Annotated in this window: 22 protein-coding genes and 1 tRNA gene; 9 read left to right on the forward strand and 14 right to left on the reverse strand. The window is 69.4% G+C overall.

Annotation, left to right across the window (positions count from 1 at the left end; all coding sequences use genetic code 11):
* Positions 1-39: 39 nt before the first annotated feature.
* The 4 genes from ACZ7L6_RS28885 to ACZ7L6_RS28900 form a co-directional block, all read right to left on the reverse strand.
* Complete coding sequence (locus ACZ7L6_RS28885) at positions 40-1458, reverse strand: GH1 family beta-glucosidase (protein ID WP_471929067.1); 1419 nt, start codon at positions 1456-1458, stop codon at positions 40-42.
* Between the two features lie 147 nt (positions 1459-1605).
* A complete protein-coding gene (locus ACZ7L6_RS28890) occupies positions 1606-2508 on the reverse strand; it encodes a carbohydrate ABC transporter permease (RefSeq protein ID WP_471928841.1) in 903 nt (300 codons plus the stop codon).
* Entirely contained in the window at positions 2505-3533 is a 1029-nt protein-coding gene (locus ACZ7L6_RS28895; protein WP_471928843.1) for a carbohydrate ABC transporter permease, read from the reverse strand. The genes ACZ7L6_RS28890 and ACZ7L6_RS28895 overlap by 4 nt, the downstream gene beginning before the upstream one ends.
* Complete coding sequence (locus ACZ7L6_RS28900) at positions 3530-4855, reverse strand: ABC transporter substrate-binding protein (protein ID WP_471928845.1); 1326 nt, start codon at positions 4853-4855, stop codon at positions 3530-3532. Before ACZ7L6_RS28900 ends, ACZ7L6_RS28895 begins: the two co-directional genes overlap by 4 nt.
* Before the next feature lie 373 nt (positions 4856-5228).
* Here ACZ7L6_RS28900 and ACZ7L6_RS28905 point away from each other — a divergent pair, with 373 nt between their 5' ends.
* Both ACZ7L6_RS28905 and ACZ7L6_RS28910 read left to right on the forward strand, forming a co-directional pair.
* Positions 5229-6284 (forward strand): LacI family DNA-binding transcriptional regulator, encoded by a 1056-nt coding sequence (locus ACZ7L6_RS28905; protein ID WP_471928847.1) that lies wholly within the window; start codon positions 5229-5231, stop codon positions 6282-6284.
* 68 nt (positions 6285-6352) lie between these two features.
* Entirely contained in the window at positions 6353-7384 is a 1032-nt protein-coding gene (locus ACZ7L6_RS28910) for a sulfotransferase family protein (RefSeq protein WP_471928849.1), read from the forward strand.
* Between the two features lie 147 nt (positions 7385-7531).
* Here the strand turns inward: ACZ7L6_RS28910 and ACZ7L6_RS28915 are convergent, their stop codons facing one another.
* Both ACZ7L6_RS28915 and ACZ7L6_RS28920 read right to left on the reverse strand, forming a co-directional pair.
* On the reverse strand, positions 7532-8098 hold the full coding sequence (locus tag ACZ7L6_RS28915) for a GPR1/FUN34/YaaH family transporter (RefSeq protein WP_471928851.1): 567 nt from the start codon (positions 8096-8098) through the stop codon (positions 7532-7534).
* A 150-nt stretch (positions 8099-8248) separates the two neighbouring features.
* Complete coding sequence (locus ACZ7L6_RS28920; protein WP_020277234.1) at positions 8249-8776, reverse strand: universal stress protein; 528 nt, start codon at positions 8774-8776, stop codon at positions 8249-8251.
* A 318-nt stretch (positions 8777-9094) separates the two neighbouring features.
* Between ACZ7L6_RS28920 and ACZ7L6_RS28925 the strand changes: the two genes are divergently transcribed.
* From ACZ7L6_RS28925 to ACZ7L6_RS28945, 5 genes are all read left to right on the forward strand, one after another.
* Positions 9095-9409 (forward strand): hypothetical protein, encoded by a 315-nt coding sequence (locus ACZ7L6_RS28925; protein ID WP_471928853.1) that lies wholly within the window; start codon positions 9095-9097, stop codon positions 9407-9409.
* 377 nt (positions 9410-9786) lie between these two features.
* Positions 9787-11025, forward strand: coding sequence for a helix-turn-helix domain-containing protein (locus tag ACZ7L6_RS28930; protein WP_471928855.1), 1239 nt, complete (start codon positions 9787-9789; stop codon positions 11023-11025).
* A 111-nt stretch (positions 11026-11136) separates the two neighbouring features.
* On the forward strand, positions 11137-11739 hold the full coding sequence (orn, locus tag ACZ7L6_RS28935; protein WP_398828645.1) for an oligoribonuclease: 603 nt from the start codon (positions 11137-11139) through the stop codon (positions 11737-11739).
* Between the two features lie 116 nt (positions 11740-11855).
* Positions 11856-11928: transfer RNA gene (locus tag ACZ7L6_RS28940), tRNA-His, on the forward strand.
* Positions 11929-12009: 81 nt separating this feature from the next.
* On the forward strand, positions 12010-12516 hold the full coding sequence (locus ACZ7L6_RS28945; RefSeq protein ID WP_471928857.1) for a GNAT family N-acetyltransferase: 507 nt from the start codon (positions 12010-12012) through the stop codon (positions 12514-12516).
* Between the two features lie 53 nt (positions 12517-12569).
* On the opposite strand, the gene glmS is transcribed toward ACZ7L6_RS28945, so the two are convergent.
* Positions 12570-14387, reverse strand: coding sequence for a glutamine--fructose-6-phosphate transaminase (isomerizing) (gene glmS, locus ACZ7L6_RS28950; protein WP_471928859.1), 1818 nt, complete (start codon positions 14385-14387; stop codon positions 12570-12572).
* A gap of 14 nt (positions 14388-14401) precedes the next feature.
* Positions 14402-14659 carry a hypothetical protein gene (locus ACZ7L6_RS28955; protein ID WP_398828639.1) on the reverse strand — a complete coding sequence of 86 codons (258 nt, stop codon included), beginning with the start codon at positions 14657-14659 and terminating at the stop codon, positions 14402-14404.
* A 175-nt stretch (positions 14660-14834) separates the two neighbouring features.
* Between ACZ7L6_RS28955 and ACZ7L6_RS28960 the strand changes: the two genes are divergently transcribed.
* On the forward strand, positions 14835-16409 hold the full coding sequence (locus ACZ7L6_RS28960; RefSeq protein ID WP_471928861.1) for a purple acid phosphatase family protein: 1575 nt from the start codon (positions 14835-14837) through the stop codon (positions 16407-16409).
* Between the two features lie 12 nt (positions 16410-16421).
* Here the strand turns inward: ACZ7L6_RS28960 and ACZ7L6_RS28965 are convergent, their stop codons facing one another.
* Positions 16422-17285, reverse strand: a complete 864-nt coding sequence (locus ACZ7L6_RS28965; RefSeq protein WP_471928863.1) for a DUF4429 domain-containing protein — start codon at positions 17283-17285, stop codon at positions 16422-16424.
* Between the two features lie 62 nt (positions 17286-17347).
* Between ACZ7L6_RS28965 and ACZ7L6_RS28970 the strand changes: the two genes are divergently transcribed.
* Positions 17348-18943, forward strand: a complete 1596-nt coding sequence (locus ACZ7L6_RS28970; protein ID WP_471928865.1) for a beta-N-acetylhexosaminidase — start codon at positions 17348-17350, stop codon at positions 18941-18943.
* Positions 18944-19032: 89 nt separating this feature from the next.
* On the opposite strand, the gene ACZ7L6_RS28975 is transcribed toward ACZ7L6_RS28970, so the two are convergent.
* The 5 genes from ACZ7L6_RS28975 to ACZ7L6_RS28995 all read right to left on the reverse strand — a co-directional run bounded on the left by ACZ7L6_RS28975 (position 19033) and on the right by ACZ7L6_RS28995 (position 24998).
* Positions 19033-20805, reverse strand: coding sequence for an IucA/IucC family protein (locus ACZ7L6_RS28975; protein WP_471928867.1), 1773 nt, complete (start codon positions 20803-20805; stop codon positions 19033-19035).
* A complete protein-coding gene (locus ACZ7L6_RS28980) occupies positions 20802-21350 on the reverse strand; it encodes a GNAT family N-acetyltransferase (protein WP_471928869.1) in 549 nt (182 codons plus the stop codon). Before ACZ7L6_RS28980 ends, ACZ7L6_RS28975 begins: the two co-directional genes overlap by 4 nt.
* Complete coding sequence (locus ACZ7L6_RS28985; RefSeq protein WP_471928871.1) at positions 21347-22624, reverse strand: lysine N(6)-hydroxylase/L-ornithine N(5)-oxygenase family protein; 1278 nt, start codon at positions 22622-22624, stop codon at positions 21347-21349. The genes ACZ7L6_RS28980 and ACZ7L6_RS28985 overlap by 4 nt, the downstream gene beginning before the upstream one ends.
* On the reverse strand, positions 22608-24050 hold the full coding sequence (desA, locus tag ACZ7L6_RS28990) for a lysine decarboxylase DesA (protein WP_471928873.1): 1443 nt from the start codon (positions 24048-24050) through the stop codon (positions 22608-22610). Before desA ends, ACZ7L6_RS28985 begins: the two co-directional genes overlap by 17 nt.
* Positions 24051-24188: 138 nt before the next feature.
* On the reverse strand, positions 24189-24998 hold the full coding sequence (locus tag ACZ7L6_RS28995; RefSeq protein WP_471928875.1) for a siderophore-interacting protein: 810 nt from the start codon (positions 24996-24998) through the stop codon (positions 24189-24191).
* Positions 24999-25068 lie beyond the last annotated feature (70 nt).

Genomic DNA, 25068 nt, shown 5'->3' on the forward strand with positions numbered 1-25068 from the left:
CGCCCCCTGCCGCGCCCCGCCCCCGGTGGGACCCCTCCGCTACACCCCCGACTCGATCGCCGGCAACGCCCCCGTCCGAGCCGCCTCCCCGTACCAGTACGCGCTCGACTTCGGCGTCCGGACGAGCGTCGAGTAGTCGACGTACACCGCTCCGAACCGCTTCTCGTAGCCGTACGCCCACTCGAAGTTGTCCATCAGGGACCACAGGTAGTAGCCGCGGACATCAGCGCCGTCGGCGATGGCGCGGCGGACCGCCGAGAGGTGGCCGTGCAGGTAGGCGATGCGTTCCGGGTCGTGGACGCGGCCGTCGGGGTCGGGCTTGTCGTCGTAGGCCGCGCCGTTCTCGGTGATGTACAGGGGCAGGCCCGGCGCCTCCCGCGTGTAGCGCATGATCAGCTCGTGCAGGCCGGTCGGGTCGATCGTCCAGCCCATCTCCGTGCGGTCGCCCGGCGTCTGGTGGAAGGCGACGTCGTCCGCGGCCGGCCAGGGGCTGTGCTCGCTCGCCCCGTGTCCGTCGGCACGCGGGCCGGCGGCGTCGGGTTCCGCCGCCGAGACCAGCGAAGGGGTGTAGTAGTTCAGGCCCAGCGCGTCCAACGGCTGGTTGATCGCCGCCAGGTCGCCGTCCAGCACGTACGACCAGTCCGTCACCAGCTCGGTGGCCGCGAACAGCGACTCCGGGTACGCCCCGTGCAGGATCGGGCCGTGGAAGATCCCGTTGGCCAGGTCGTCGATCTTCCGGGCCGCCGCCAGGTCCGCCGGGTCCTGCGACAGCGGCCGTACCACGGAGGAGTTGAGGCTGAGCGCCACCGAGTTGCGGGCCGGCATCACCGAGCGCAGGGCCGAGGTGGCAAGGCCGTGGGCGAGGTTGAGGTGATGGGCCGCTCGCAGGGTGGCCGCCGGTTCCGTGCGGCCCGGCGCGTGCACACCGGAGCCGTAGCCCAGGAACGCGCTGCACCAGGGCTCGTTGAGCGTGATCCACTGCTCCACGCGGTCGCCGAGCGCCTCGCCGACGATCTGCGCGTACTCCGCGAACCGGTACGCCGTGTCACGCTCGGGCCAGCCGCCCGCGTCCTCCAGCTCCTGCGGGAGGTCCCAGTGGTAGAGGGTGACGGCGGGTTTGATGCCGGCAGACAGCAACTCGTCGACCAGGCGGCGGTAGAAGTCCAGGCCCACCTGCACGGCCGGGCCCCGGCCCGTCGGCTGCACGCGCGGCCAGGAGACCGAGAAGCGGTACGCGGTCAGGCCGAGCTCGGCCATCAGCGCCACGTCCTCGCGGTAGCGGTGGTAGTGGTCGACAGCGATGTCACCGTGCTCGCCGCCGGCCGTCCGGCCCGGCGTATGACTGAAGGTGTCCCAGATGGACGGCGTACGGCCGCCCTCCCGCACCGCTCCCTCGATCTGGTACGCGGACGTCGCGGCGCCCCAGAGGAAGGCGGGGGGAAAGGACACGGAGGACATGGGCTCAGGCATGGAAGCGCTCCCATTGGGGGTCGTGGAGACCGACGGGTAGAGGGGCCGGCGGGGGGAGGAGGAGGTGGTACAGGGGCCGAGGCGGCGCTGACCCGGCCCCCGGGAGTCGTACGACTGAGGCGGAGCGGGCGGGCGTCAGCCCTTGACCGCGCCCTGCATGATGCCGCCCACGATCTGCTTGCCGAACAGCAGGAAGGCGATCAGCAGCGGCAGCGTGCCGAGCAGCGCGCCCGCCATGATCACCGCCTGGTCGGGGACATAGCCGGTGCCGAGGGAGTTGAGAGCGACCTGGACGGTCGGGTTCTCCTGGTTCAGGGCGATGATCGGCCACAGGAAGTCGTTCCAGGCGAACACGAAGGTCAGCAGGCCCAGGACGGCCATGGCGGGCCGGGCCGCCGGGAAGACCACGTGCCAGACGACCCGCAGACTGCTCGCGCCGTCCACCCGCGCCGCCTCGATCAGCTCGGTCGGCAGCGCCTGCACCAGGTACTGCCGCATGAAGAACGTACCGAAGGCCGTGCACAGCGTCGGCAGGATCACCGTCTGGAGCTGGTTCGACCAGCCGAGGTCCGCCATCCACAGATACAGGGGTACGACCGCCAACTGCGGCGGGACCATCATCGTGCCGATCGTCAGCATCAGCAGGAGACCGGAGAACCGGAAACGGAGCTTGGCGAAGGCGAAGCCGGCGAGCGTGGCGAACAGCACCGTGCTGATGGTGATCGTGGCCGCGACGAACGTGGTGTTGAACATCGCGGTGCCGAGCCCGCCCTCCTCCCACGCCCGTTCCATGTTCTTGAACAGGTTCCCGCCGAACCACAGCGGCGGCGGAGTCTCCGCGAGCCGCCGGTCGGTGCGCGAGGCCGCGATCGCCGTCCACACCAGCGGGGCCAGCGACACCAGCGCGAAGACGCTCAGCACGACGTAGGTGACCGGGCCGGCGTGCAGCTGCTTGCCCGCGCCCATCACCCGAGGCCGCTCGCGCCTGGGCTTCTTGCCCTGCTTCGCCTGAGGGAGCGTCAGTTCAGTAGTGCTCATTGGGACTTCCTCAGCCGTCGGGAGACCAGCAGTTGGATCACGGCGACGATCAGCAGGAGCAGGAACATCGTCCAGGCGATCGCGGACGCCTTGCCCAGGTTGCCGATGATCCAGCCCTGGTCGTACATGTACAGGCCGAGCGTCTGGTACTGGTGCTCGGAGCCGCCCTTGGAACCGCTCACCCCGCCGAACAGCAGGGGCTCACCGAAGAGCTGGGTCGCGCCGATCGTCGAGACGACCACCGTGAACAGGATCGTCGGCCGCAACTGCGGGATCGTGACGTGGAGGAACTGCTGCCAGCGGTTGGCACCGTCGATCGCCGCGGACTCGTAGAGGTCGGCCGGGATCGCCTGCATCGCCGCCAGGTAGATCAGCGCGTTGTAGCCCGTCCAGCGCCAGATCACGATCGACGACACCGCGAACTGCGAACCCCAGTCGGACTCACGCCAGTTGACCGGGTCGATGCCGACGAAGTCCAGCAGCCAGTTGATCATGCCGCCGTCCCAGGAGTACAGCAGCACGAACACCAGCGTCGCCGCCGCGACCGACGTGGCGTACGGGGTGAGCATCACGACCCGCCACACGGTCGAGCCGCGCAGCTTGTAGTTGAGCAGATGCGCCAGGCCGATCGCCATCAGCAGCTGCGGCACCGTGGAGATCACGCCGATGGTGAAGGTGTTCCACAGCGCGTTCCAGAAGAAGTCCGAGGACAGCAGGTTCTTGTAGTTGTCCAGGCCGGCCCAGGTCTGGCCGTCCAGATTGGCCAGCTGCACGTTGTGCAGCGAGTACCAGGCCGTGTAGAGCAGCGGGACGAGCGAGAACGCCCCGAAGACGATGAAGAAGGGGGCGATGAACGCGTACGGCGACGCCTTCATGTCCCAGCGGTACAGCCGGCTCCGCCAGGAGTCGCTTCCCGGCGGAGGCGTACCGCGACCGTGCGCGCGGCCGGCCGCGCCCGGCTGCTCACCGGGCGCGGCGTCGGCGCTCGACGCGGGATGCGCGAGGGCCTGCTTGGGGCTGGTCACTGGCCGAGCACGTCCTTGACCTCATTGGTGGCCGCGTCCCAGCCCTCGTCGGGGGACTTGCCCTTCTGCTCGACCTGGAGGATGCCGATGTCGGTCAGCGCCGTGTTGATCGGCTGGTCCTTGACGCCGAAGTACTGCGTCGGGATGGTCTTCGCGGAGTCGGAGAAGATCTCCGTGATCGGAGCGTTCGAGAAGTACTCGGTGGTGGCGGCCGCCGGCTTCAGCGTCGAGTACGCCGACGGGGTCGACGGGAAGCTGGCCTGCTTGGCGAAGACCTTCGCCTGCTGCTCGGGTGCCGTCAGCCACTTCGCCAGCGCGATGGCCTCCTTCTGGTGCTTGCTCGCCGTCGGCACGCCGATGAACGAACCGCCCCAGTTGCCCGCGGTCGGCGCCGCGGCCACGTCCCACTTGCCCTTGCCGGACTCACCGGACTTCTCCAGGATGTAGCCGATCATCCAGGCCGGGCAGGCCACCGTGGCGAACGACCCCTTGGCGTAGCCCTGGTCCCAGGGCTTGTCGAACTGCTTCAGCTTCGCCGACATGTCGCTGGTCGCCACCTCCATGGCGATGTCCCACGACTTCTTCACGCCCGCGGACTTCTCCCAGATGACGTTGCCGTCCTTGTCGTAGTACCGCTCGCTCTCGCCGTTGAGGACCGCGTTGTAGACGGAGGAGGCGGAGTCCACGAACTTGGTGCCGCTCGGCGCCTTCTTCATGTACTCCTTGCCGAGGTCGACGTACTTGCCCCAGTCGCCCTTCCACTGCTCGGCGAGCTTGGTGCGGTCGGTCTCCAGGCCGGCCTTCTCGAACAGGTCCTTGCGGTAGCAGATCGCCATCGGGCCGATGTCGGTGCCGAGCCCGATCAGCTTGCCGTCCTTCGTGGTGGCCTGCTGGTTCTTCCAGTCCAGCCACTGCGACTTGTCGACGTCCTTGCCGAGGTCGACGAACTTGTCGGCCTGCGTCTGCACGGCCTCGGTGATGTTGCCGACCTCGATCGCCTGGATGTCGTCGGTACCGGAGCCGGCCTGCAGTCGGGTGAGGACCTTGGGCCAGTAGACGTCGGTGCGGGTGGTGACGTTCTCCTTGATGGAGATGTCGGGGTGCAGCTTCATGTACTCGTCGTAGAGGCCGGCCTGCTTGTAGCCGAAGGTGCCGAACGTGCCGACGGTGAGCGTGGTCTTGCCACCGCCGCCGTTGCCACCGCCCTCGTTCGCGGAGCCGTCGTCCGAGTCCTCGGCGCAGCCGGCGAGCAGCCCTGTCGTCAGCGCGGCGACGGCCGCGAGGGCCATCAGCCGGCGGGACCCGCGGGTACTCGTGCGCATTGCGTCCTCCTGTTGCCTGACGTGCCGACCCCCCGGCCAACTGCACTGTTGGGCCCGTTCATTGTTCACGCTGCGGCTCGGGCGGGGAACGTGCGGGATGTGTATGTGTCAGGTACTGTGGGAGCGCTCCCACAGGTGATGTGTTGAAGGGTCGTCGGTCCGAGCGGGGGTGTCAAGGGAGTCGGCGCGGAGAGATGCGTTCAGTTATCGGGACGTTAACTGGACTCAGCTCAGCCCGTCCGGCGCTCGAGGACGAGGCCATTTCAGGCCGAAGCGGGGGTCTGGAGGCGGCAACCCGCAGGTGGGGTCACCGCAGCGGACGGGACTGTTAGATTCCAGGCCGACGCAAGGATCGGCGGGGAAGGCGGAGCCAATGGCAACCCACGGAACGCGGGGCCGGAGCGGCGGCCGGCCCACCCTCGAAGAGGTGGCGGCGCGCGCGGGCGTCGGCCGCGGCACCGTCTCCCGGGTGATCAACGGTTCGCCCCGCGTCAGCGACGCGACCCGCGCCGCGGTGGAGGCGGCGGTCGCCGAGCTCGGCTACGTCCCCAACACGGCGGCCCGCGCCCTGGCGGCGAACCGCACGGACGCGATCGCGCTGGTCGTGCCCGAGCCCGAGACGCGTTTCTTCGCCGAGCCGTACTTCTCGGACATGCTCAAGGGGGTGGGCGCCGGGCTCTCCGACACCGAGATGCAGCTGCTGCTGATCTTCGCGGGCAGCGACCGGGAGCGACGCCGCCTGGCCCAGTACCTGGCGGCGCACCGCGTGGACGGCGTGCTCCTGGTCTCGGTCCACGCGGACGACCCCCTGCCGGACCTGCTGGCCCAGCTGGAGATCCCGGCGGTGATCAGCGGCCCCAGGTCGGCCGCGGAGACGCTGACCTCGGTGGACTCCGACAACTACGGCGGCGCCCGCTCGGCCGTCGAGCACCTGCTGGCCCGCGGCCGCACCCGGATCGCCCACATCACCGGCCGCCTGGACGTCTACGGCGCCCAGCGCCGCGTCGACGGCTACCGCGACGCCCTGAGCGATGCCGGCCACGAGGTGGACGAGGGCCTGATCGAGCCGGGCGACTTCACCGAGGAGGGCGGCGTCAGCGCGATGCAGGCCCTGCTCGCGCGCCGCCCCGACCTGGACGCGGTCTTCGCGGGATCGGACGTGATGGCGGCGGGCGCCCGCCAGGCCCTGCGCGAGGCGGGCCGCCGTATCCCCGACGACGTGGCCCTCGTCGGCTACGACGACTCGGCCATCGCCCGCCACATGGAGCCGCCCCTCACCAGCGTCCGCCAGCCCATCGAGGACATGGGCCGCCGCATGCTGGACCTGCTCCTCGGAGAGATCGCGGACCGCCGCCCGGCGGTGTCGCGGGGGCTGGAGCGGCCGCAGGTGGTGCTGGCGACGGAACTGGTGATGAGGGCTTCGTCCTGAGGGCAGGCTGGGTACGCAGCCCGGTGGGCCGGGCAGAGCCGGAGTCGGACAGCACGCGAAAGGCGACCATGCGTTCCTTGACCTTCGTCATCGGCACGGGGCGTAGCGGCTCGACCGCGCTGTCGCGCATCCTCAACGCCCACCCGGACGTCCTGAGCCTCAACGAGTTCATGGCCTCGGTGGGCGACGCCGCCTTTCCCGAAGGGACGCTGACCGGTGACGAGTTCTGGCAGGCGCTCTTCCGGCCCGCCCCGCACTTCGAGCGGATGATCCGGAGCGGGCTGCCGCTGCCGGAGTTCCTCTACACACGCCGACCCGGCAGATACACGGCGGAGACCGGCATTCCCGCGCTCTCCCTGATGGTGCTGCCGCACCTCACCGACGACCCGGACGGGCTTCTCGACGAGCTCGCGGCGGAGGTGGTCCGCTGGCCCGAACGCACCGTCGCCGAGCACCACCGGGCGCTGTTCGACCTGCTCTGCGGGCGGTTCGGGCGGACCGCCGTCGTGGAGCGGTCCGGCTACTCGACCGGCTGGGCACCAGGGCTGCGCGACGCGTTCCCGGACGCGCGGTTCGTGCACCTGTTCAGAGACGGTCCGGACTGCGCCCTGTCCATGAGCCGCCACCCCGGCTACTGCACGATCCTGCTGCTGCGCGAGATCAAGGAACGAGCCGGCATCGACAGCTTCGCCGACCTGACCGACGACCACGTGCGCGCCCTGCCCCCGGACCTGGCCCCCCTGCTCGCCGAGCGCTTCGACCCCGCCCTCGTACGCGACCGGGACCTCCCCCTGCGGAGGTTCGGCGCCCTGTGGTCCGAACTGGTCACCGAGGGCACGCAGTTCCTCACCCGCCTGCCCACCGACCAAGGCACCACGCTCGCCTACGAGGACCTCCTGGACAACCCGACCGAAGAACTCACCCGCCTGGCCGAGTTCATCGGCGTCGCCCCCCTGCCCCAGTGGCTCCACACGGCATCCGAGACGCTGGACCACACCCGACGCGGCTCAGCCCGGAAGCTGTCGACCGCTCAACTCGCCGAACTGACGGCGAGCTGCGCCCCGGGCACCCGCGCCTTGATGGGGCAACGGCTCCGGTGACGCCCCAAGGGGCGCGGGGAACTGCGCGACCAGCCCCCACGAACCCGCAGAGGCCAAACAAGAGGACGGACCCCCACGTGATGCCACCATTCACGGGGGGTCCGTTCTTGAACGCCGGGGAGCCGCCCAACTCCCCGGCCTGCGCAGCTAACCGGTGGCCGTCACTCCCCGGCCGGCAGCGCGTCGCGGAAGGGCCGTCGGCCAGTGGGCCAACGCGGCGGTCGCGGCGTACCAGGCCACCGCACCCGCGGCGACGGCGAACCAGCCCCCGACCTTGGTGAGCCCGTCATTGCCGGCGAACTGGGCGATCGCCATCAGCAGCAGGGAGACGAAGAACAGCCCGTACGCGCCCTGACCGAGCTGGTCACCACCGGCGAGGGTGAGGGACAGCGCCACCAGGGCGAACAGCAGCAGGAAGAGCCCCGCCGCGTTGTCGGAGACCGCCGCGTCCGCGGACACGGCCCAGGTGAACCAGAGGGCGCCGAGCGCCACGAACGCGGTCCCGTTCGCGCCGTCACGGTCGCGCAGGGCCATCAGGCCGGCGACGAAGAGGGCTATGCCGCCCACGTACTGGGCGATTGATACGGCGTCAGCAGCCGACACACCGTCGAGCACTTCGGTGTACCCCAGCCCGAAGGCCAACAGGGTGATGCCCAGGGCGAGTCGGCCGACCACGGTGGTGATTCCGCTTCCCGCAGAGACGTCGTTGTCCACGGCGGGCTCCCTTCTTGCATGTGCAGTTGTGCGGTGAGCGTTATATGCCCTTCACAAAGGCACAAACACCTCTACGCGCGAGTAAATTCACGCATCGCACAAAGGAGCCCGATGTCCCGAACGGCTCATCTCACCTGGGACAACGACGAGTTACGGAATGACAACGACGGGACGCTTGGCGCGCTTGGCCAGCCGCCCGGCGACGGAGCCGAAGATCCGCCCGACGATGCCGTGCGTGGAGCCGACGACGATCGCGTCCGCCTCGTACTCCCGCCCGACCTCTTCGAGCTCGTGGCAGATGTCGCCGCCGCGCTCGACGAGGATCCAGGGCACCTCGGCGAGATAGTCGGCGCAGGCGAGTTCGAGGCCGAGCACCTCGGTGCGGTGGTCCGGCACGTCCACGAAGACCGGCGGCTCGCAGCCCGCCCACACCGTGGTGGGCAGCCGGTTGGCGACGTGGACGATGATCAGGCCCGACCCGGAGCGATGAGCCATGCCGATGGCGTACGCGAGGGCGCGCTCACTGGAGGTGGAGCCGTCGAAGCCCACGACGACGCCGTGCTTGAAGGCGGGGTCGCAGGAATGGCGTGGCTCTTCCGCCGCCAGGGGCTCGGCCGCCGTCGGGTCGGCGACCGGCCGCTTGCGGTCCGCGGGTTCGAAGAATTCGTGACCGGCCATGGCTGTCTCGGCGTTGTGATCCTTATATGGGGGGCCCGCGAGCGGAGCTCGTTGATGGATACAGTCGTGTGCGGCGGAGCTGTGTCCGGGAATGGTCTTCCCAACCCCATACCCCAAGGGTACGGCGGCACGCCTCCTTAGCCCAGATACCCGCTCACGGTCGGTGCGGGTTCCAGGGAGCATGCACGAGGGGACGCCCGTAACGCAATGGTTGCTGCGGTGTACAGGCTGTTTGTGCAGGATTCACGGTGACCGACCGCTCGAACGGGCGTTGATCCCCGTGATCCACCCCCGAGGGAGCCCAGGGAGCACACACTCATGCCAGGACCCCGCACCCCGTACGAGGACAGCGCCACCGTGGTCCGGTGGGCGGTCTTCTCCTGTGTCCTGGTCCCCGTGGTCCTCCTCTGGTACGGCACCTCGCTGGCCGGCGCCACCGGCACGGCCCTCGGCCTCGCGGCCGTGACGGCGGTCTGCCGGCTGCTGCTGCGTGAATCGGAACGCGGCGCGGCGCGCATGAAGGACGACGAACGCACCGGCCCGTCGCCCTCGCGACGCGGACGCCACCACAGGACCGGAACCGGGGCCCACCGAGGCGGACGTCACACTGGGGGAAATACACCGGTCGGCTGACCGGTTTCCGCGCACGGGGGCGCTGCTTTTCAGCCAACTTCTGGCGTCCGCGCATCCCCCGCCCAGAACACCCTCCACCCCCCGTTCCACCTGCACGGAAAGGGCCTCAGGGGGTCTGCGCACCCTACGTGGATTGGCCACTGCGACAAGGCGCACTTCCCTGCACGGCCCGTGAGTGCAACGCTTCGTGATCGAATGCTTCACGCCAAGTTGCCAAGTCGACAATGTGCCGAGTGCCGAACCGGCCACTGCGGCACGACGCGACACAGTAGATTCGATCTTGACTGTCTACGGCGGGGGACTCGTGCAGGACCGAGGGGAAACGTGCAGGAGCGACACAACCGAGGAGCCGCGACCACCGAGGGGGGCTTAGCAGTATGAGCCACGACTCCACTGCCGCGCCGGAAGCCGCGGCCCGGAAGCTTTCCGGGCGACGTCGCAAGGAGATCGTCGCGGTGCTGCTGTTCAGCGGCGGCCCCATCTTCGAGAGTTCCATACCGCTGTCGGTGTTCGGGATCGACCGCCAGGACGCCGGCGTGCCGCGCTACCGACTGCTGGTGTGCGGCGGCGAGGAAGGCCCACTGCGGACCACAGGGGGCCTGGAACTCTCCGCACCGCATGGCCTGGAGGCGATATCGAGGGCGGGCACGGTCGTCGTGCCGGCCTGGCGCTCGATCACCTCGCCGCCGCCGGAGGAGGCGCTCGACGCACTGCGCCGGGCGCACGAGGAAGGCGCCCGCATAGTCGGGCTGTGCACCGGCGCCTTCGTCCTCGCCGCGGCGGGCCTGCTGGACGGCCGCCCGGCGACGACACACTGGATGTACGCACCGACGCTGGCCAAGCGCTATCCGTCGGTGCACGTGGATCCACGAGAGCTCTTCGTGGACGACGGGGACGTGCTGACGTCGGCGGGTACGGCGGCCGGAATCGATCTCTGTCTCCACATCGTGCGGACGGACCACGGCAACGAGGCGGCGGGCGCGCTGGCCCGGCGTCTCGTCGTCCCGCCGCGCCGATCCGGCGGCCAGGAGCGCTACCTCGACCGATCTTTACCGGAGGAGATCGGCGCCGACCCGCTGGCCGAGGTCGTCGCCTGGGCGCTGGAGCATCTCCACGAGCAGTTCGACGTGGAGACGCTGGCCGCGCGCGCGTACATGTCGCGCCGCACCTTCGACCGCCGCTTCCGCTCCCTGACCGGGAGCGCGCCGCTGCAGTGGCTGATCACCCAGCGGGTGCTGCAGGCGCAGCGTCTGCTGGAGACGTCGGACTACTCGGTGGACGAGGTCGCGGGCCGCTGCGGCTTCCGCTCGCCGGTGGCGCTGCGCGGCCACTTCCGCCGCCAGCTCGGCTCCTCGCCGGCCGCGTACCGGGCGGCGTACCGGGCGCGGCGCCCCCAGAGCGACCGGCCGACGGACACGGAGTCGGTGGGCCAGGCTCCGGCACCGTCGGGTCCACCGCCGTCCCCGTACCCCGAGGGTGGCCCGGTCCCGCTCCAGACCCGCCGCACTCCGGCGCCCGTGGGCACGTCAGCGCCGCTGTCGGTGGCGTCGGACCACGGCCGCGAGGCGTATGCGGCGAGCCGGGCGAGTCTGCCGGGGCAGCGCAGCGGGTCGTGACGTGACCTTGTGACGCCGGACGAGCTGATCGACTCAGCCCGTCCGGCGTCCGCGCAGGCCGGCTGCGACACCGGGCGTACCAAAAGCGGACGTCAGCTTTAGGGTGGTCGCATGAACGATCGCATGGTGTGGATCGACTGCGAGATGACCGGCCTCTCGCTGTCCGACGACGCGCTCATCGAGGTTGCCGCCCTCGTCACCGACTCCGAGCTGAACGTCCTCGGCGAGGGCGTGGACATCGTCATCCGCCCGCCGGAGCAGGCGCTGGAGACGATGCCGGAGGTGGTGCGTCAGATGCACACCGCGTCCGGACTGCTCGCCGAGCTCGCCGGCGGCACGACGCTGGCGGACGCCGAGGAGCAGGTCCTGGCGTACGTACGCGAGCACGTGAAGGAACCCGGCAAGGCCCCGCTGTGCGGCAACTCCGTCGGCACGGACCGCGGCTTCCTGCTCCGCGACATGCCGACGCTGGAGGACTACCTCCACTACCGGATCGTCGACGTCTCGTCGGTCAAGGAGCTGGCCCGCCGCTGGTACCCGCGTGCCTACTTCAACAGCCCCGAGAAGAACGGCAACCACCGCGCCCTCGCCGACATCCGCGAGTCCATCGCCGAACTCCGCTACTACCGCGAGGCCATCTTCGTACCGCAGCCCGGCCCCGACTCGGACACCGCCAAGTCGATCGCCGCAAAGCACGTTCTGCCTGCTCAGTAGGCGGGTGAGGGGGGTCACCCAGGGGCGCCGCAAAAGCTGTGCGCGAGCACCCCTTCGGACCCTGTACACTTTTTCTCGGCCGGTCGGGGACTCCACAAAGTCGATCGCCGGTCATGGTGGGTGTAGCTCAGCTGGTAGAGCACCTGGTTGTGGTCCAGGATGCCGCGGGTTCGAGTCCCGTCACTCACCCTCACCGCTCAGCCGGTGACTTCAGGACGAAGTCACCGGCTGAAGCATTTCCGGAGCCCGGCGGGCCCTAGGCTGCGGACGATGTCCGAGCCCCGCATACACGCCGAGCCCATCACCACCGCCCGCCTCGATCTCCTTCCGCTGCGCGTGGAGTACGCCGAGGAGATGGCCGTCGTCCTGTCGGACCCGGCGCTGCACCACTTCATCGGCGGCGCTCCCCTCTCACCCGGCGAGCTGCACGCCCGCTACGAGCGGCTCGTCGCCGGAGCCCCCTACCCGGGCGTCTCCTGGTGCAACTGGGTGCTGTGGCTGCGCGCCGAGTCGTGTCTCGTGGGCACGGTCCAGGCCACGGTGGCCGGGGGCCATGACGCCGAGATCGCCTGGATAGTCGGTACGCCGTGGCAGGGGCGCGGGTTCGCGTCCGAGGCGGCGCGGGGGCTGGTCGGGTGGCTCGGCGGACGGGGCGTCCGTACGGTCGTTGCGCATGTCCGTCCCGATCACCTGGCCTCGGCTTCGGTTGCCGCGGCGGCCGGGCTGACCGTGACGGAGGAGGAGCGGGACGGGGAGAGGCTGTGGCGGCGCACATGAAAACGGACCCCCCGTGTTGGGTGTCAACACGGGGGGCCGTTCCCTGAAAGCTTCTACTCGACGGTCACCGACTTGGCGAGGTTCCTCGGCTTGTCGATGTCCCTGCCCAGCGCCAATGCCGTGTGGTAGGCGAGGAGTTGCAGCGGGATGCCCATCAGGATCGGGTCCAGTTCGTCCTCGTTCTTCGGGACCACGATCGTCTGGTCGGCCTTCTCCTGGTCCTGGTGGGCCACCGCGAGGATCTTGCCGCTGCGGGCCTTGATCTCCTCCATGGCGGCGCGGTTCTTCTCCAGGAGGTCGTCGTCGGGGACGATCGCGACCGTGGGGAGGGCGGGCTCGATCAGGGCCAGGGGGCCGTGCTTGAGCTCGGAGGCCGGGTAGGCCTCGGCGTGGATGTAGGAGACCTCCTTGAGCTTCAGGGAGGCCTCGCGGGCCACCGGGTAGCCCCGGACGCGGCCGATGAAGAGCATCGAGCGGGCCTCGGCGAACTGCTCGGCCAGCTTCTTGATCTCCTCTTCCTGCTCCATGATCTCGGCGATCTGGGCGGGGAGCTTGCGCAGGCCCTCGATGATCCGCTTGCCGTCGCGGACGGAGAGGTCGCGGGTGCGGCCCAGGTGGAGGGCGAGGAGGGCGAAGGCGACCGTGGTGTTGGTGAAGCACTTCGTCGAGACGACGCAGACCTCGGGGCCCGCGTGGACGTAGATGCCGCCGTCGGCCTCGCGGGCGATCGCCGAGCCCACCACGTTCACGATGCCCAGGACCCGCGCGCCCTTGCGCTTCAGCTCCTGGACGGCCGCCAGGACGTCGTACGTCTCACCGGACTGGGAGACGGCGATGTAGAGGGTGTCGGGGTCGACCACCGCGTTGCGGTAGCGGAACTCGGAGGCCGGCTCGGCGTCCGCGGGGATGCGGGCCAGCTCCTCGATCATCTGGGCGCCGATCATGCCCGCGTGGTACGAGGTGCCGCAGCCGAGGATCTTCACGCGGCGGATCTGGCGGGCCTCGCGGGCGTCCAGGTTGAGGCCGCCGAGGTGCACGGTGGAGAAGCGGTCGTCGATGCGGCCGCGCAGCACGCGGTCCACGGCGTCGGCCTGCTCGTGGATCTCCTTGTGCATGTAGGTGTCGTGGCCGCCCATGTCGTAGGAGGCGGCCTCCCACTCGACGGTCGTGGGCTCCGCCGTCGTACGGGTGCCCTCCGTCGTGTAGGTGCGGAAGTCGTCGGCCTTCAGGGTGGCCATCTCGCCGTCGTCCAGCGTCACTATCTGCCGCGTGTGGGCGACCAGCGCGGCGATGTCCGAGGCGACGAACATCTCCTTCTCGCCGATGCCGAGGACGACCGGGGAGCCGTTGCGGGCCACGACGATGCGGTCCGGGAAGTCGGCGTGCAGGACCGCGATGCCGTACGTGCCCTCGATGAGGCGCAGCGTCTCGCGGACCTTGTCCTCCAGCTTCTCCGCCTGCGAACGGGCGATGAGGTGGACGAGGACCTCGGTGTCGGTCTCGGAGAGGAACTCGACGCCGTCGGCCTCCAGCTTGCGGCGCAGGTCGGAGGCGTTGTCGATGATGCCGTTGTGGACGACGGCGACCTTGCCCTCGGCGTCGAGGTGCGGGTGGGCGTTCACGTCGGACGGGGCGCCGTGGGTGGCCCAGCGGGTGTGGGCGATGCCGGTCGTGCCCTTGAAGCGCGCCGGGACCTTGGCCTCCAGGTCACGGACCCGGCCCTTGGCCTTGACCGTCTTCAGGCCCGCCGCCTTCGGGGACGTGACGACGATGCCCGCCGAGTCGTAGCCGCGGTACTCCAGGCGCTGGAGGCCCTCCAGCAGCAGGGGCGCTACGTCACGCTTCCCGATGTATCCGACGATTCCGCACATATATATAGGTATCCCTAGCCGTAGACGATCCGGCGCAGCTGGCGGAGCGTGAGCTCCGCCGGGGCCACCGCCCGGTATTTCAGGTCCGCCTCGATCCGTTCGAAGATCGTCGCGTTCACCAGGCCCTGGGCCTGGAGCTCGCGGTGGCGGCGACGGACGTACTCCTCGGTCGTCTCGTCGAAGTAGGCGAGCACGTCCTGGATCACACGCAGCGCCTCGCCCCGGTTGAGGGGTGTGGTGCGGGTCAGGTGATCAACAAGGTCGTCGTGCACTCGGTAGATCCTGGGGTATGGGGGACTGGTTCGCAAGAATTCTGCCCGATTTCGGGCAAGGGCGTGTCAAGGGGCTTTGGGAGAGTTATGGAACGCCCATGGGTGTTCGTTGGGCGGTTGTTCCGCGGGGGGATGTGTGCAGCGAGCACCTTGTGGCGCCATGGACATTCCTCGCATGGGAGTACCCCAGCAGCTGGCCGACCGCATGAGCATGGCCGAGCAGCACGAGTACCTGCGCGCCAAGTTCTCGCGGCGCAACATGATCAGAGGCGGCGCCGTCACGCTCGGCGCCGTCGCGGGTGGCGCGTTCATGCCGGGCGGCACCGCACAGGCAGCCACCGCGCAGGCCGTACCGACACAGACGGCGCCGCGCACCGAGACCGTCGACGGCGCCCTGGTCGCCCCGTTCGGCCGCCACCTCGCCTACGGCAACGACCCGCGCACCGAGATGACCATCTCGTGGCAGGTCCCGGTCGCCGTGAAGAAGCCGTTCGTCCGCATCGGCGCCCACCCCTGGGACCTCTCCCGCAAGATCGAGGCCGAGGTCCGCACCCTCTACACGCCGGCCGGTGTCGGCGCGAGCGCCGATCACACGCAGTACTACCTGCACGCCAAGCTGACCCACCTGCGCCCCGGCCGCACCTACTACTACGGCGTCGGCCACGAGGGCTTCGACCCCGCCGAGCCGAATCTGCTGGGCACCCTCGGCACCTTCACCACCGCGCCCGCCCACAAGACGCCCTTCACCTTCACCGCCTTCGGCGACCAGGGCGTCAGCTACCACGGCCTCGCCAACGACAGCCTGATCCTGGGCCAGAACCCGGTCTTCCACCTGCACGCGGGCGACATCGCCTACGCCGACCCCTCCGGCGCGGGCAAGACCGCCGACACCGGCTTCGACTCGCGCGTGTGGGACCAGTTCCTCGCGCAGACCGAGTCGGTCGCCAAGTCCGTGCCATGGATGGTGAGTTACGGCAACCACGACATGGAGGCCTGGTACTCGCCCAACGGCTACGGCGGCGAGGAGGCCCGCTTCACGCTCCCCGACAACGGGCCGGACAAGAAGAACCTGCCGGGCGTCTACTCCTTCGTCTACGGCAACACGGCGGTCATCTCGCTCGACCCCAACGACGTCTCCTTCGAGATCCCGGCCAACCTCGGTATCTCCGGCGGCACCCAGACCAGGTGGTTCGAGGCGCAGCTGAAGAAGTACCGGGCGGCCGAGGACATCGACTTCGTCGTCGTCTTCTTCCACCACTGCGCGTACTGCACCTCCACGGCGCACGCCTCGGAAGGCGGCGTGCGACAGGAGTGGGTGCCGCTGTTCGAGAAGTACCAGGTGGATCTGGTCATCAACGGCCACAACCACCAGTACGAGCGCACCGACGTCATCAAGGGCGACCAGGTCGCCAAGAAGCTGCCGATCGGCGGCACGGCCTACCCCGAGACCGAGGGCGTGGTGTACGTGACGGCGGGTGCGGCGGGCCGCAGCCTGTACGCGTTCAGCGCGCCGGACTCGTACGAGGGGCACGAGCGCGAGGTCGACTCCGTGGCCTCGTTCGTCAACCTCAAGGACGGCAAGCAGAACGAGACGGTCGCCTGGTCCCGGGTGCGCTACCTGAACTACTCGTTCCTGCGCGTGGACGTCACGCCCGCGCCGCGCGGCCGGTACACCACCCTGAAGGTCCAGGGCATCGCCGAGACGGGCGACCGGATCGACCACTTCACGGTGGCCCGCCGGGCCAAGTAGCCGCCGTACGCGCTACATCCGCTTGAGCACCGCCTGCTTGGCCATCGTGAACTCCTCGTCCGTCAGCACACCCGTGCGGTGGAGTTCGCCCAGTTCGCGCAGGCGGCGCAGCAGGGCGTCGTGGTCCTGGGCCACGTCGTCCTGCGGCATGCTCGCGGCGGCATGAGGGGTGGGGGCGGTCGGGTGCGGGAGGCGCGCCTGGACCGCCGCCGCGACCAGGGCCATCAGCGGGTCCTTCTTGAAGCCCCACAGCTCCACGGAGTTGGGGTCGTACTTGGGCGGGGCCTTGGTGGGCGCGTTCCTGACGGTGAAGCGGAGGTAGCCGTTCTCCAGGCCCGCCGCCGGATGCCACTCCACGGCCGCGATGTCGGTGAGCGGGAGGGAGCGCGGGCCGGCGGCGGCCTTGGCGTCCTCCGTCTTCCAGTTCCACTCCAGGCGCACGTGCTCGCCGTCGAAGCCGGCGGTGCCGTCCCCGGCGGAGACCGACAGGGGCAGGGACGGGCCCGGCAGCAGGTACTTGTCGACCGGGTCGGCCGGCACCTCGTCCAGCAGCAGGGCGTTGCGCACCTCGTCCACGAAGTACTCGGCGACGCCGTACCGGTCGGACTCGACGATCAGCTGGTACGGGTCGTTGGGCTCGGTGAGCCGGCCGCCCGTGGCGTGCAGCAGCGGGTCGGCGCCGTCGCGCAGGCGCAGCCGCAGCCGCCCGGCCTTCTTGCCCTGCTCGAACGAGACCCCCGCCAACGCGCCCAGGGGGACGACCAGTTCACCCAGCGTCTTGCGGAACAGGCTGACGTTCTTGTCCCGTCCGGGAGTCAGCCGCAGGGCGTCGCCGTCGAAGACCCACGTGCCGTCCTTCTGGATGATTTCCGCCATGGGGGGATTGTTTCATCGGTTCTGCGGGAGAGTGGTCTCTACCAATCCTGAAGGGAGCGCATGTGAGACGGCACCACAGAACGACTCCCCGCATGACCCGGATCCTCGGATCCCTGCTGCTCGTGGCTGCGGCCTGCGCCTTCACGGCCGGCGCGGCACCGGCGCCCGGCGAGGCGACACCCCTGGGTCGGGTGGTCCCGGCGCCCGCGTCGGTGACGCCGGGCGGATCCCCGTACCGCATCACCGACGGCACCCGCATCCTCGTCGACGACTCCCGCGAGGCCCGGCGCGTCGGCGAGTACCTCGCGGGCGTCCTGCGGCCCTCCACCGGCTACCCCTTGCCGGTCACCTCGTACGGCCGGGGCGGCCTGCGACTGCGCCTCGCCAAGGGCCCGTTCGGCGCCGAGGGCTACCGCCTCGACAGCGGCCGCAGCGGCGTCACCATCACGGCGGCCGAGCCCGCCGGTCTCTTCCACGGCGTCCAGACCCTGCGCCAACTCCTCCCGGCGGCCGTCGAGAAGAAGTCCGTCCAGCCCGGCCCCTGGCTGGTCGCGGGCGGCACGATCACCGACACCCCGCGCTACGGCTGGCGCGGCGCGATGCTCGACGTCTCCCGGCACTTCTTCACCGTCGACCAGGTCAAGCGCTACATCGACCAACTCGCCCTCTACAAGATCAACAAGCTGCATCTGCACCTCAGCGACGACCAGGGCTGGCGCATCGCCATCGACTCCTGGCCGCGCCTCACGGCCTACGGCGGCTCGACGCAGGTCGGCGGCGGCCCCGGGGGCTTCTACACGAAGGCCGACTACAAGGAGATCGTCCGGTACGCGTCCTCGCGCTACCTGGAGGTCGTCCCCGAGGTCGACATGCCGGGCCACACGAACGCCGCGCTGGCCTCGTACGCCGAGCTCAACTGCGACGGCGTGGCACCCCCGCTCTACACCGGCACGGACGTCGGCTTCAGCTCGCTGTGTGTCGGCAAGGAGATCACGTACGACTTCGTGGACGACGTGATCCGGGAGCTCGCCGCGCTCACGCCGGGCCGCTATCTCCACATCGGCGGCGACGAGGCGCACTCCACCAGCCACGAGGACTATGTGAAGTTCATGGACCGGGTGCAGCCGATCGTCGCCGAGTACGGCAAGACGGTGGTCGGCTGGCATCAGCTGACCGGCGCGAACCCCTCGCGGGGGGCTCTGGCGCAGTACTGGGGGCTGGACGGGACGAGTGCGGAGGAGAAGGCGCGGGTCGCGGCGGCGGCGCGGAGCGGGACCGGGATCATCCTGTCCCCGGCCGACCGGCTCTACCTCGACATGAAGTACACGGCCGACACTCCGCTGGGCCTGGACTGGGCGGGCCTGGTCGAGGTGAAGCGGTCGTACGACTGGGATCCGGGGAACTACCTGCCGGGTGCGCCTTCTTCGGCGATCCGTGGTGTCGAGGCGCCGCTGTGGACCGAGACGATCACGAAGTCCGCCGACATCGAGTACATGGCCTTCCCGAGGCTGGCGGGCGCCGCCGAGCTGGGCTGGTCGCCGGCTGCCACGCACGACTGGGACGCCTACAAGGTGCGGCTTGCTGCGCAGGGGCCGCGGTGGGAGGCGTTGGGGATCGGGTTCTATCGATCGCCGCAGGTGCCTTGGCCTACGGCGTAGGCGCGGTGATTCGTCTGCGGGTCCGGATGTGCTGACGGACGCCCCGGAGGACCGTACTCCGGGGCGTCCGCCTGTTTGTGAAGGGCCCGCTACAGCCCTGCGATGGGGTTCTTCAGGTTGCCGACCAGCTGGAGGGCGCCCGCCGGGTCCGCCAGGTCCACCATCTGCTTGTTGTTGCGCAGTTGGAGGCGGTTGAGGCAGGACAGGGCGAACTCGGGGGCGAACATGTCGTACTGCTTGAACTTGTCGGCGAGTTCGGGCACCGACTCCTGGTACTCGCGGGTGACGTCCGCGACCGTCCGCCAGAAGTCGTCCTCCTCCAGGATCCCCTCGGCGGCGAGGTTCGCGGCGAGGAAGCGGAAGAAGCAGTCGAAGACGTCCGTGAAGATGGACAGGAGCTTCTTGTCCTCAGGGACGTCCACGCGCAGCCGCTCGACCGTCGGCGGCAGCACCGCGTCCGGGTCCATGACGGCGATCTCCTCGGCGATGTCCTTGTAGATCGCGCGCTCGACGACGCCGTCCTTGAGGACGAGGATGACGTTCTCGCCGTGCGGCATGAACACCAGGTCGTAGGCGTAGAAGCTGTGCAGGAGCGGGGTGAAGTACGCGCGCAGGTAGCGGCGCAGCCACTCCGTCGGCGTGAGACCCGACTGTTCGATCAGCGCGCCCGGGAAGGACGCGCCCTCGTGGTCGACGTGGACGAGGGAGGCCATGGTGGCCAGCGACTCGCCGTCCTGGAGCGAGGCGACCGGGCTCTCGCGCCACAGGGCCGCCAGCATCTTGCGGTACGGCGAGTAGCGGTCCGTCGCCTTCTCGTACTCCAGGTGCCGGTAGCCGACGGCGGCGCGCTCGCGGATGATCGACAGGCCGGTGGACTTCAGGACCGGGTCGTTGTCTATGAGCTGGGCCAGCCAGTCGTTGATGGCGGGTGTGGCCTCCATGTAGGCGGCCGACAGTCCGCGCATGAAGCCCATGTTGAGGACGGACAGGGCCGTCTTGACGTAGTGCTTCTCGGGGCTGGTCCGGTTGAAGAAGGTCCGGATGGACTGCTGGGCCAGGTACTCGTCGTCGCCCTCGCCCAGGCAGACCAGATGCTGCTGGGCGACCTCGGCGGCGAAGGTGACGGTGAGCTTGTTCCACCACTGCCAGGGGTGGACAGGGATGAGGAGGTAGTCGGCGGGATCGAGGTCCTGGTCGCGCAGGACGTCGTAGAAGCGCTCGACGGTCTCCTCGCCGAGCTCCTGGCGCACGAAGGACTCGTACTCGATGCCGACACCGGCCGTGAAGGCGGCACGCGAGCGGTGGGCCGCGAGCCAGACGAGCCGGACCGGGCTCGCGGTCTCGGGGGCGTACGACAGGTACTCGTGGATGCCGAAGCCGAGCCGCCCGTTGTTGGCGACGAAGCAGGGGTGGCCCTCGGTCATGCCGGTCTCGATGGCCTGGAAGCCGGACTTCGCCAGCTCGGCGACCGGGATCTGCGGCTTGGTGAGCTTGTAGCAGGTGCCGGAGAGGGTGGAGGAGATCTCCTCCAGGTAGACCGGCAGGATCTCGTCGCTCAGGCCCAGGGACTTCTGCAGCTCGATGAAGAAGTCCAGGGCGGCGAGCGGGAGTTCGGCGCCGTCGCGGGTGCGGGTGATCGAGTCGGCGTCGACCTGCCAGTGGTCGAGGGCGCGCAGCACGGCCGTGAAGGCGTACCGGGTCAGGCCGTCGTCGCTGCGGACGACGTACGTGCCGTCGCCGGTGGCCTCCGGCGTGATGAGGCGCTCGTGCGCGAACTCGGCGAGCGCCTTGCGGATCAGGAGGCGGTTGGCCCGCGCCCAGCGGTGGGGGGACAGATGCGCTACGGCGTCGGACAGGGTCATACGGCTACTCCTATGGCGGCCAGGAACTGCTCACGCGTGCAGAAGCTCAGCAGCGCCTTCTTCTCCGGCTTCTGGATCTCCCGCTCGGGCACGAACCCGACGGCCTCGTTCAGGGCGTGCACGGCCTTGTTGGCCACGTCCGGCTCGACGACGACCCGCTGCACCGCGGGGTCCTCGAAGAGGTGCGCCATCACGGCGGTGATGACGGACCGGGTGAAGCCGCGGACGGGCTTGTCGGTGGGCGGCGTGAGGAAGTGCATGCCGATGTCGCCCGGCTGCGGCTCGTACAGGCCGACCAGTTCGCGGTGGGCGGGGTCGTAGTACTCCATCAGGAAGGCCGGTTCGCCGTCCTGAAGGCCGAGCAGCGCGTGGTGGTGCTCGTCTGCCGCGATCTCCATGTAGGCGCGCTCGACGTCCACCAGGCTCGCGTCCTGCATCATCCAGAAGGCCGCCTTGGGGTGGGTGACCCAGTGGTGCAGCAGCTCGGCGTCCTTGAGAGGGTCGAGGAGGCGGAAGGTGAAGGTGCCTGTGTCGGTGGTGCTCATACGGCGAACTCCTGGAACGCGATCGTCTTCTCGACCGGGTAGTACTCGGTGCCGAGCAGCTCGCGGATGATGTACGCGTTCCGGTACGGGCCCATGCCCAGGTCCGGGCTGGTGATGCTGTGCGTGTGGACTCCGGCGTTCTGCAGGAACACGCCGCGGCCGGTGACGTCGATGGCGTAGTTGCGGGCGACGTCGAAGTTGCCCTGGGAGTCGTAGACCAGGCGGTCGCGCACGGGCTTCAGGAACTCCGGCTCGGCGTACTTGTAGCCGGTGGCCAGCACCAGGCCCTGCGACTCGATGTCGAAGTCCTTCTCCTGCTCCTCCTGGCGGAAGGACAGGGTGTACGTGCCGTTCTCGTACCGCGCGCTGTTCAGCGAGCAGTTGGTGAGCAGCCGGGTCGGGACCGGGCCGCCGAGGTTCTTCTGGTAGAGCAGGTCGAAGATCTCGTTGATCAGGTCGCCGTCGATGCCCTTGAACAGGCCCTTCTGCTCGGCGGTGAGCCGGTAGCGGGTGGACTCCGGCAGCTCGCGGAAGTAGTCGACGTACTCCGGCGACGTCATCTCCAGCGTGAGCTTGGTGTACTCCAGCGGGAAGAAGCGCGGGGAGCGGGTGACCCAGTTCAGCCGGTAGCCGTGGACGTCGATCTCGCTGAGCAGGTCGTAGTAGATCTCTGCGGCCGACTGGCCCGAGCCGACGAGCGTGATCGACTCCTTCTTCTGCAGCTCCGCCTTGTGCTGCAGATAGCGGGAGTTGTGGATGAAGTCGCCGCCCAGACCCTGGCACGCCTCGGGTATGTGGGGCGGGGTGCCGGTGCCGAGGACGAGGTGGCGGGCGCGGTACGTGTCACCGGCGGCGGTCTGCACGACGTAGACGCCGTCCTCGTACGTCACCTCCGTCACCGTCGTGCTGAAGCGGATGCTGCTCAGCTTGTTCGCGGCCCAGCGGCAGTAGTCGTCGTACTCGACCCGCAGCGGATAGAAGTTCTCGCGGATGTAGAACGAGTACAGCCGGCCCTTCTCCTTCAGGTAGTTGAGGAAGGAGTACGGCGAGGTCGGGTCGGCGAGGGTGACCAGGTCCGACATGAACGGGGTCTGGAGGTGGGCGCCGTCCAGGAACATCCCGGCGTGCCACTCGAAGTCGGGCTTCGACTCCAGGAAGACGCCGTCGAGCTCGTCGATCGGCTCGGTCAGGCAGGCGAGGCCGAGGTTGAACGGGCCGAGCCCGATCCCCACGAAGTCATGGGTTCTGGTCGGGTTTTCAGGACGCGCGGTCAAGGGACTCTCCCAGGTACTGCTCGGCGTGGCCGGCGATCAGGTCGAGGACGGCGGCGATGTCTTCGGTCGTCGTCTCGGGGTTGAGCAAGGTGAACTTCAGGTAGTGGCGGCCCTGGACCTTCGTGCCCGCGACCACCGCGTCGCCGGAGGCGAACAGGGCCTTGCGGGCGTAGAGGTTGGCGCGGTCGATCTCGGCGGGGTCGGTGACGGCCGCCGGGATGTAGCGGAAGACCAGGGTGGACAGGGTCGGCTCGACGACGACGTCGAAGCGGGGGTCGGCGGCCAGCAGCTTCCAGCCCTCCACGGCCAGGTCGCAGACCTCGTCGAAGAGCTGCCCGATGCCGTCGGCGCCCATCACCCGCAGGGTCATCCACAGCTTGAGCGCGTCGAAACGGCGAGTGGTCTGCAGGGACTTGTCGACCTGGTTGGGGATGCGCTCCTGCACCATCCGGCGCGGGTTGAGGTACTCCGCGTGGTAGGTGGCGTGCCGCAGGGTCGAGGCGTCGCGGACCAGCACGGCCGAGGAACTCACCGGCTGGAAGAAGGACTTGTGGTAGTCGACGGTGACCGAGTCGGCGCGCTCGATGCCGTCGATGCGGTCCCGGTACTTGAGGCTGGCGAGCAGCCCGCAGCCGTACGCCGCGTCCACGTGCATCCAGGTGTCGAACTGCTCGCACAGCTCGGCGATCTCGGGCAGCGGGTCGATGGAGCCGAAGTCGGTGGTGCCGGCGGTGGCGACGACGGCCATGGGGACGAGGCCGTCGCGGCGGCAGCGCTCCAGTTCGCGGGCGAGGGCGACGGTCTGCATGCGCTTGTCGTGGTCGACCGGGATGGAGACCACGGAGTCCTGGCCGAGGCCCAGCAGTTTCGCGGACTTCTTCACGCTGAAGTGGCTGACCTCGGAGGCGAAGATGCGCAGTTTGGCGAACGAGTCGGTCTTGGCCTCCTCGCGGGCCAGCAGCAGCGCCTGGAGGTTGGACTGCGTGCCGCCCGAGGTGAAGACACCGTCGGCGTTCTCGCCGAGACCTATTCGGGCCGTCGTCCAGTCGATGAGCTTGCGCTCGATCAGGGTGCCGCCGGCCGACTGGTCCCAGGTGTCGAGGGAGGAGTTGACCGCGGAGAGGACCGCCTCGCCGAGTACGGCCGGGATGACGACCGGGCAGTTGAGGTGGGCGAGGTAGCGGGGGTGGTGGAAGTAGATCGCGTCCCGGAGGTAGACGTCCTCCAGCTCGTCGAGGACCGCGGCGGTGTCGAGCAGCGGCTTGTCGAGGTCGATCGCGTCGATGGCGGGGGCGAGGGCGTCGACCGTGACGCCGGTGAACGGACGGTCGGTGGCGGCGAGTTTGGCGGCCACCCGCTCGATTCCTTCGGTCACGGAGCGGCGGTACTGCTCCGCGGTCGTGTCATTGAGCAGGTGCGAGCGCATGGGGAGGTCCTCCGGTGGGGACGGGCCGTGAAGTGCGGGGTGCAGCTTGAGGGGTGCAACTTAGGTTAGCCTAACCTAAGCAACTCGGAATGAGGGTAGCCTCGACCGTGACCGTGATCACTCCGGTCCCAGAGTCAACTACTCGGCGGCGCGCAGCTCTTCCTCGGTCATCCCATGCCGCCAGTAGCCGACGAACTTCACCCGGCGACGGTCGATCCCGCGCTCACCGATGAAGTGCCGGCGCAGCGCCTTCACGCAGCCGGACTCACCGGCGATCCAGACGTACGGCCGCTCGGCGGGCGGGAGTTGGGCGGCGCGGATGGCGTCGAGCCCGTCTTCCCGTACGAGCCAGGTGATCTCGGCGTCCGCCTCGCTCGCCAGATCCTGGATGTCCCCGGCGTCGCGCACCTCCAGCCAGACCCGGGCTCGCGTCCCGGCGGGCAGGGACTCGAGGATGGCGGAGACGGCGGGTACGGCGGTCTCGTCGCCCCAGATCACCACCAGGTCGGCGTCCTCCGGCGGCCGGAACCTGATGGCCCGGTTGTCGGCGATCGCGGGCCCGAGCAGCAGGACCCGGTCGCCGGCGACGGCTCGGGAGGCCCACCGGGAGGCGGGGCCGGCCGGGGTGTGCAGGACGAAGTCGATGTCGATCTCGTCGGGGTTCCGGCGCAGGGCCCGAAGCGTGTACGACCGCATCACGGCCCGTACATCGTCGGGCAGTTCACGCCAGCCCTGCCACCATCCGTCGCCGAGCTCGAGGGGGACCTGCGGCTCGGTCTGGCCCGGGTGTGGCAGGAAGAGCGAGAGGGACTGGTCCCGTCCCTCGGAGAAGAAGTACTGCAGATCGTCCCCGCCGAAGGTGACCCGCACCATGGACGGCCCGAGCCGCCGGGTCCGTACAACCTGCAGGGCAAAGAAACGGAACGGGGCGGCCACGGCCGTAGTCATGGGATAACTCCTGAATCGACGTCAGGTGCGCCTACCTAGGGGCGCGGGGAACTGCGCGACCAGCCACAAC

Source organism: Streptomyces sp. NPDC107522 (assembly GCF_055657525.1).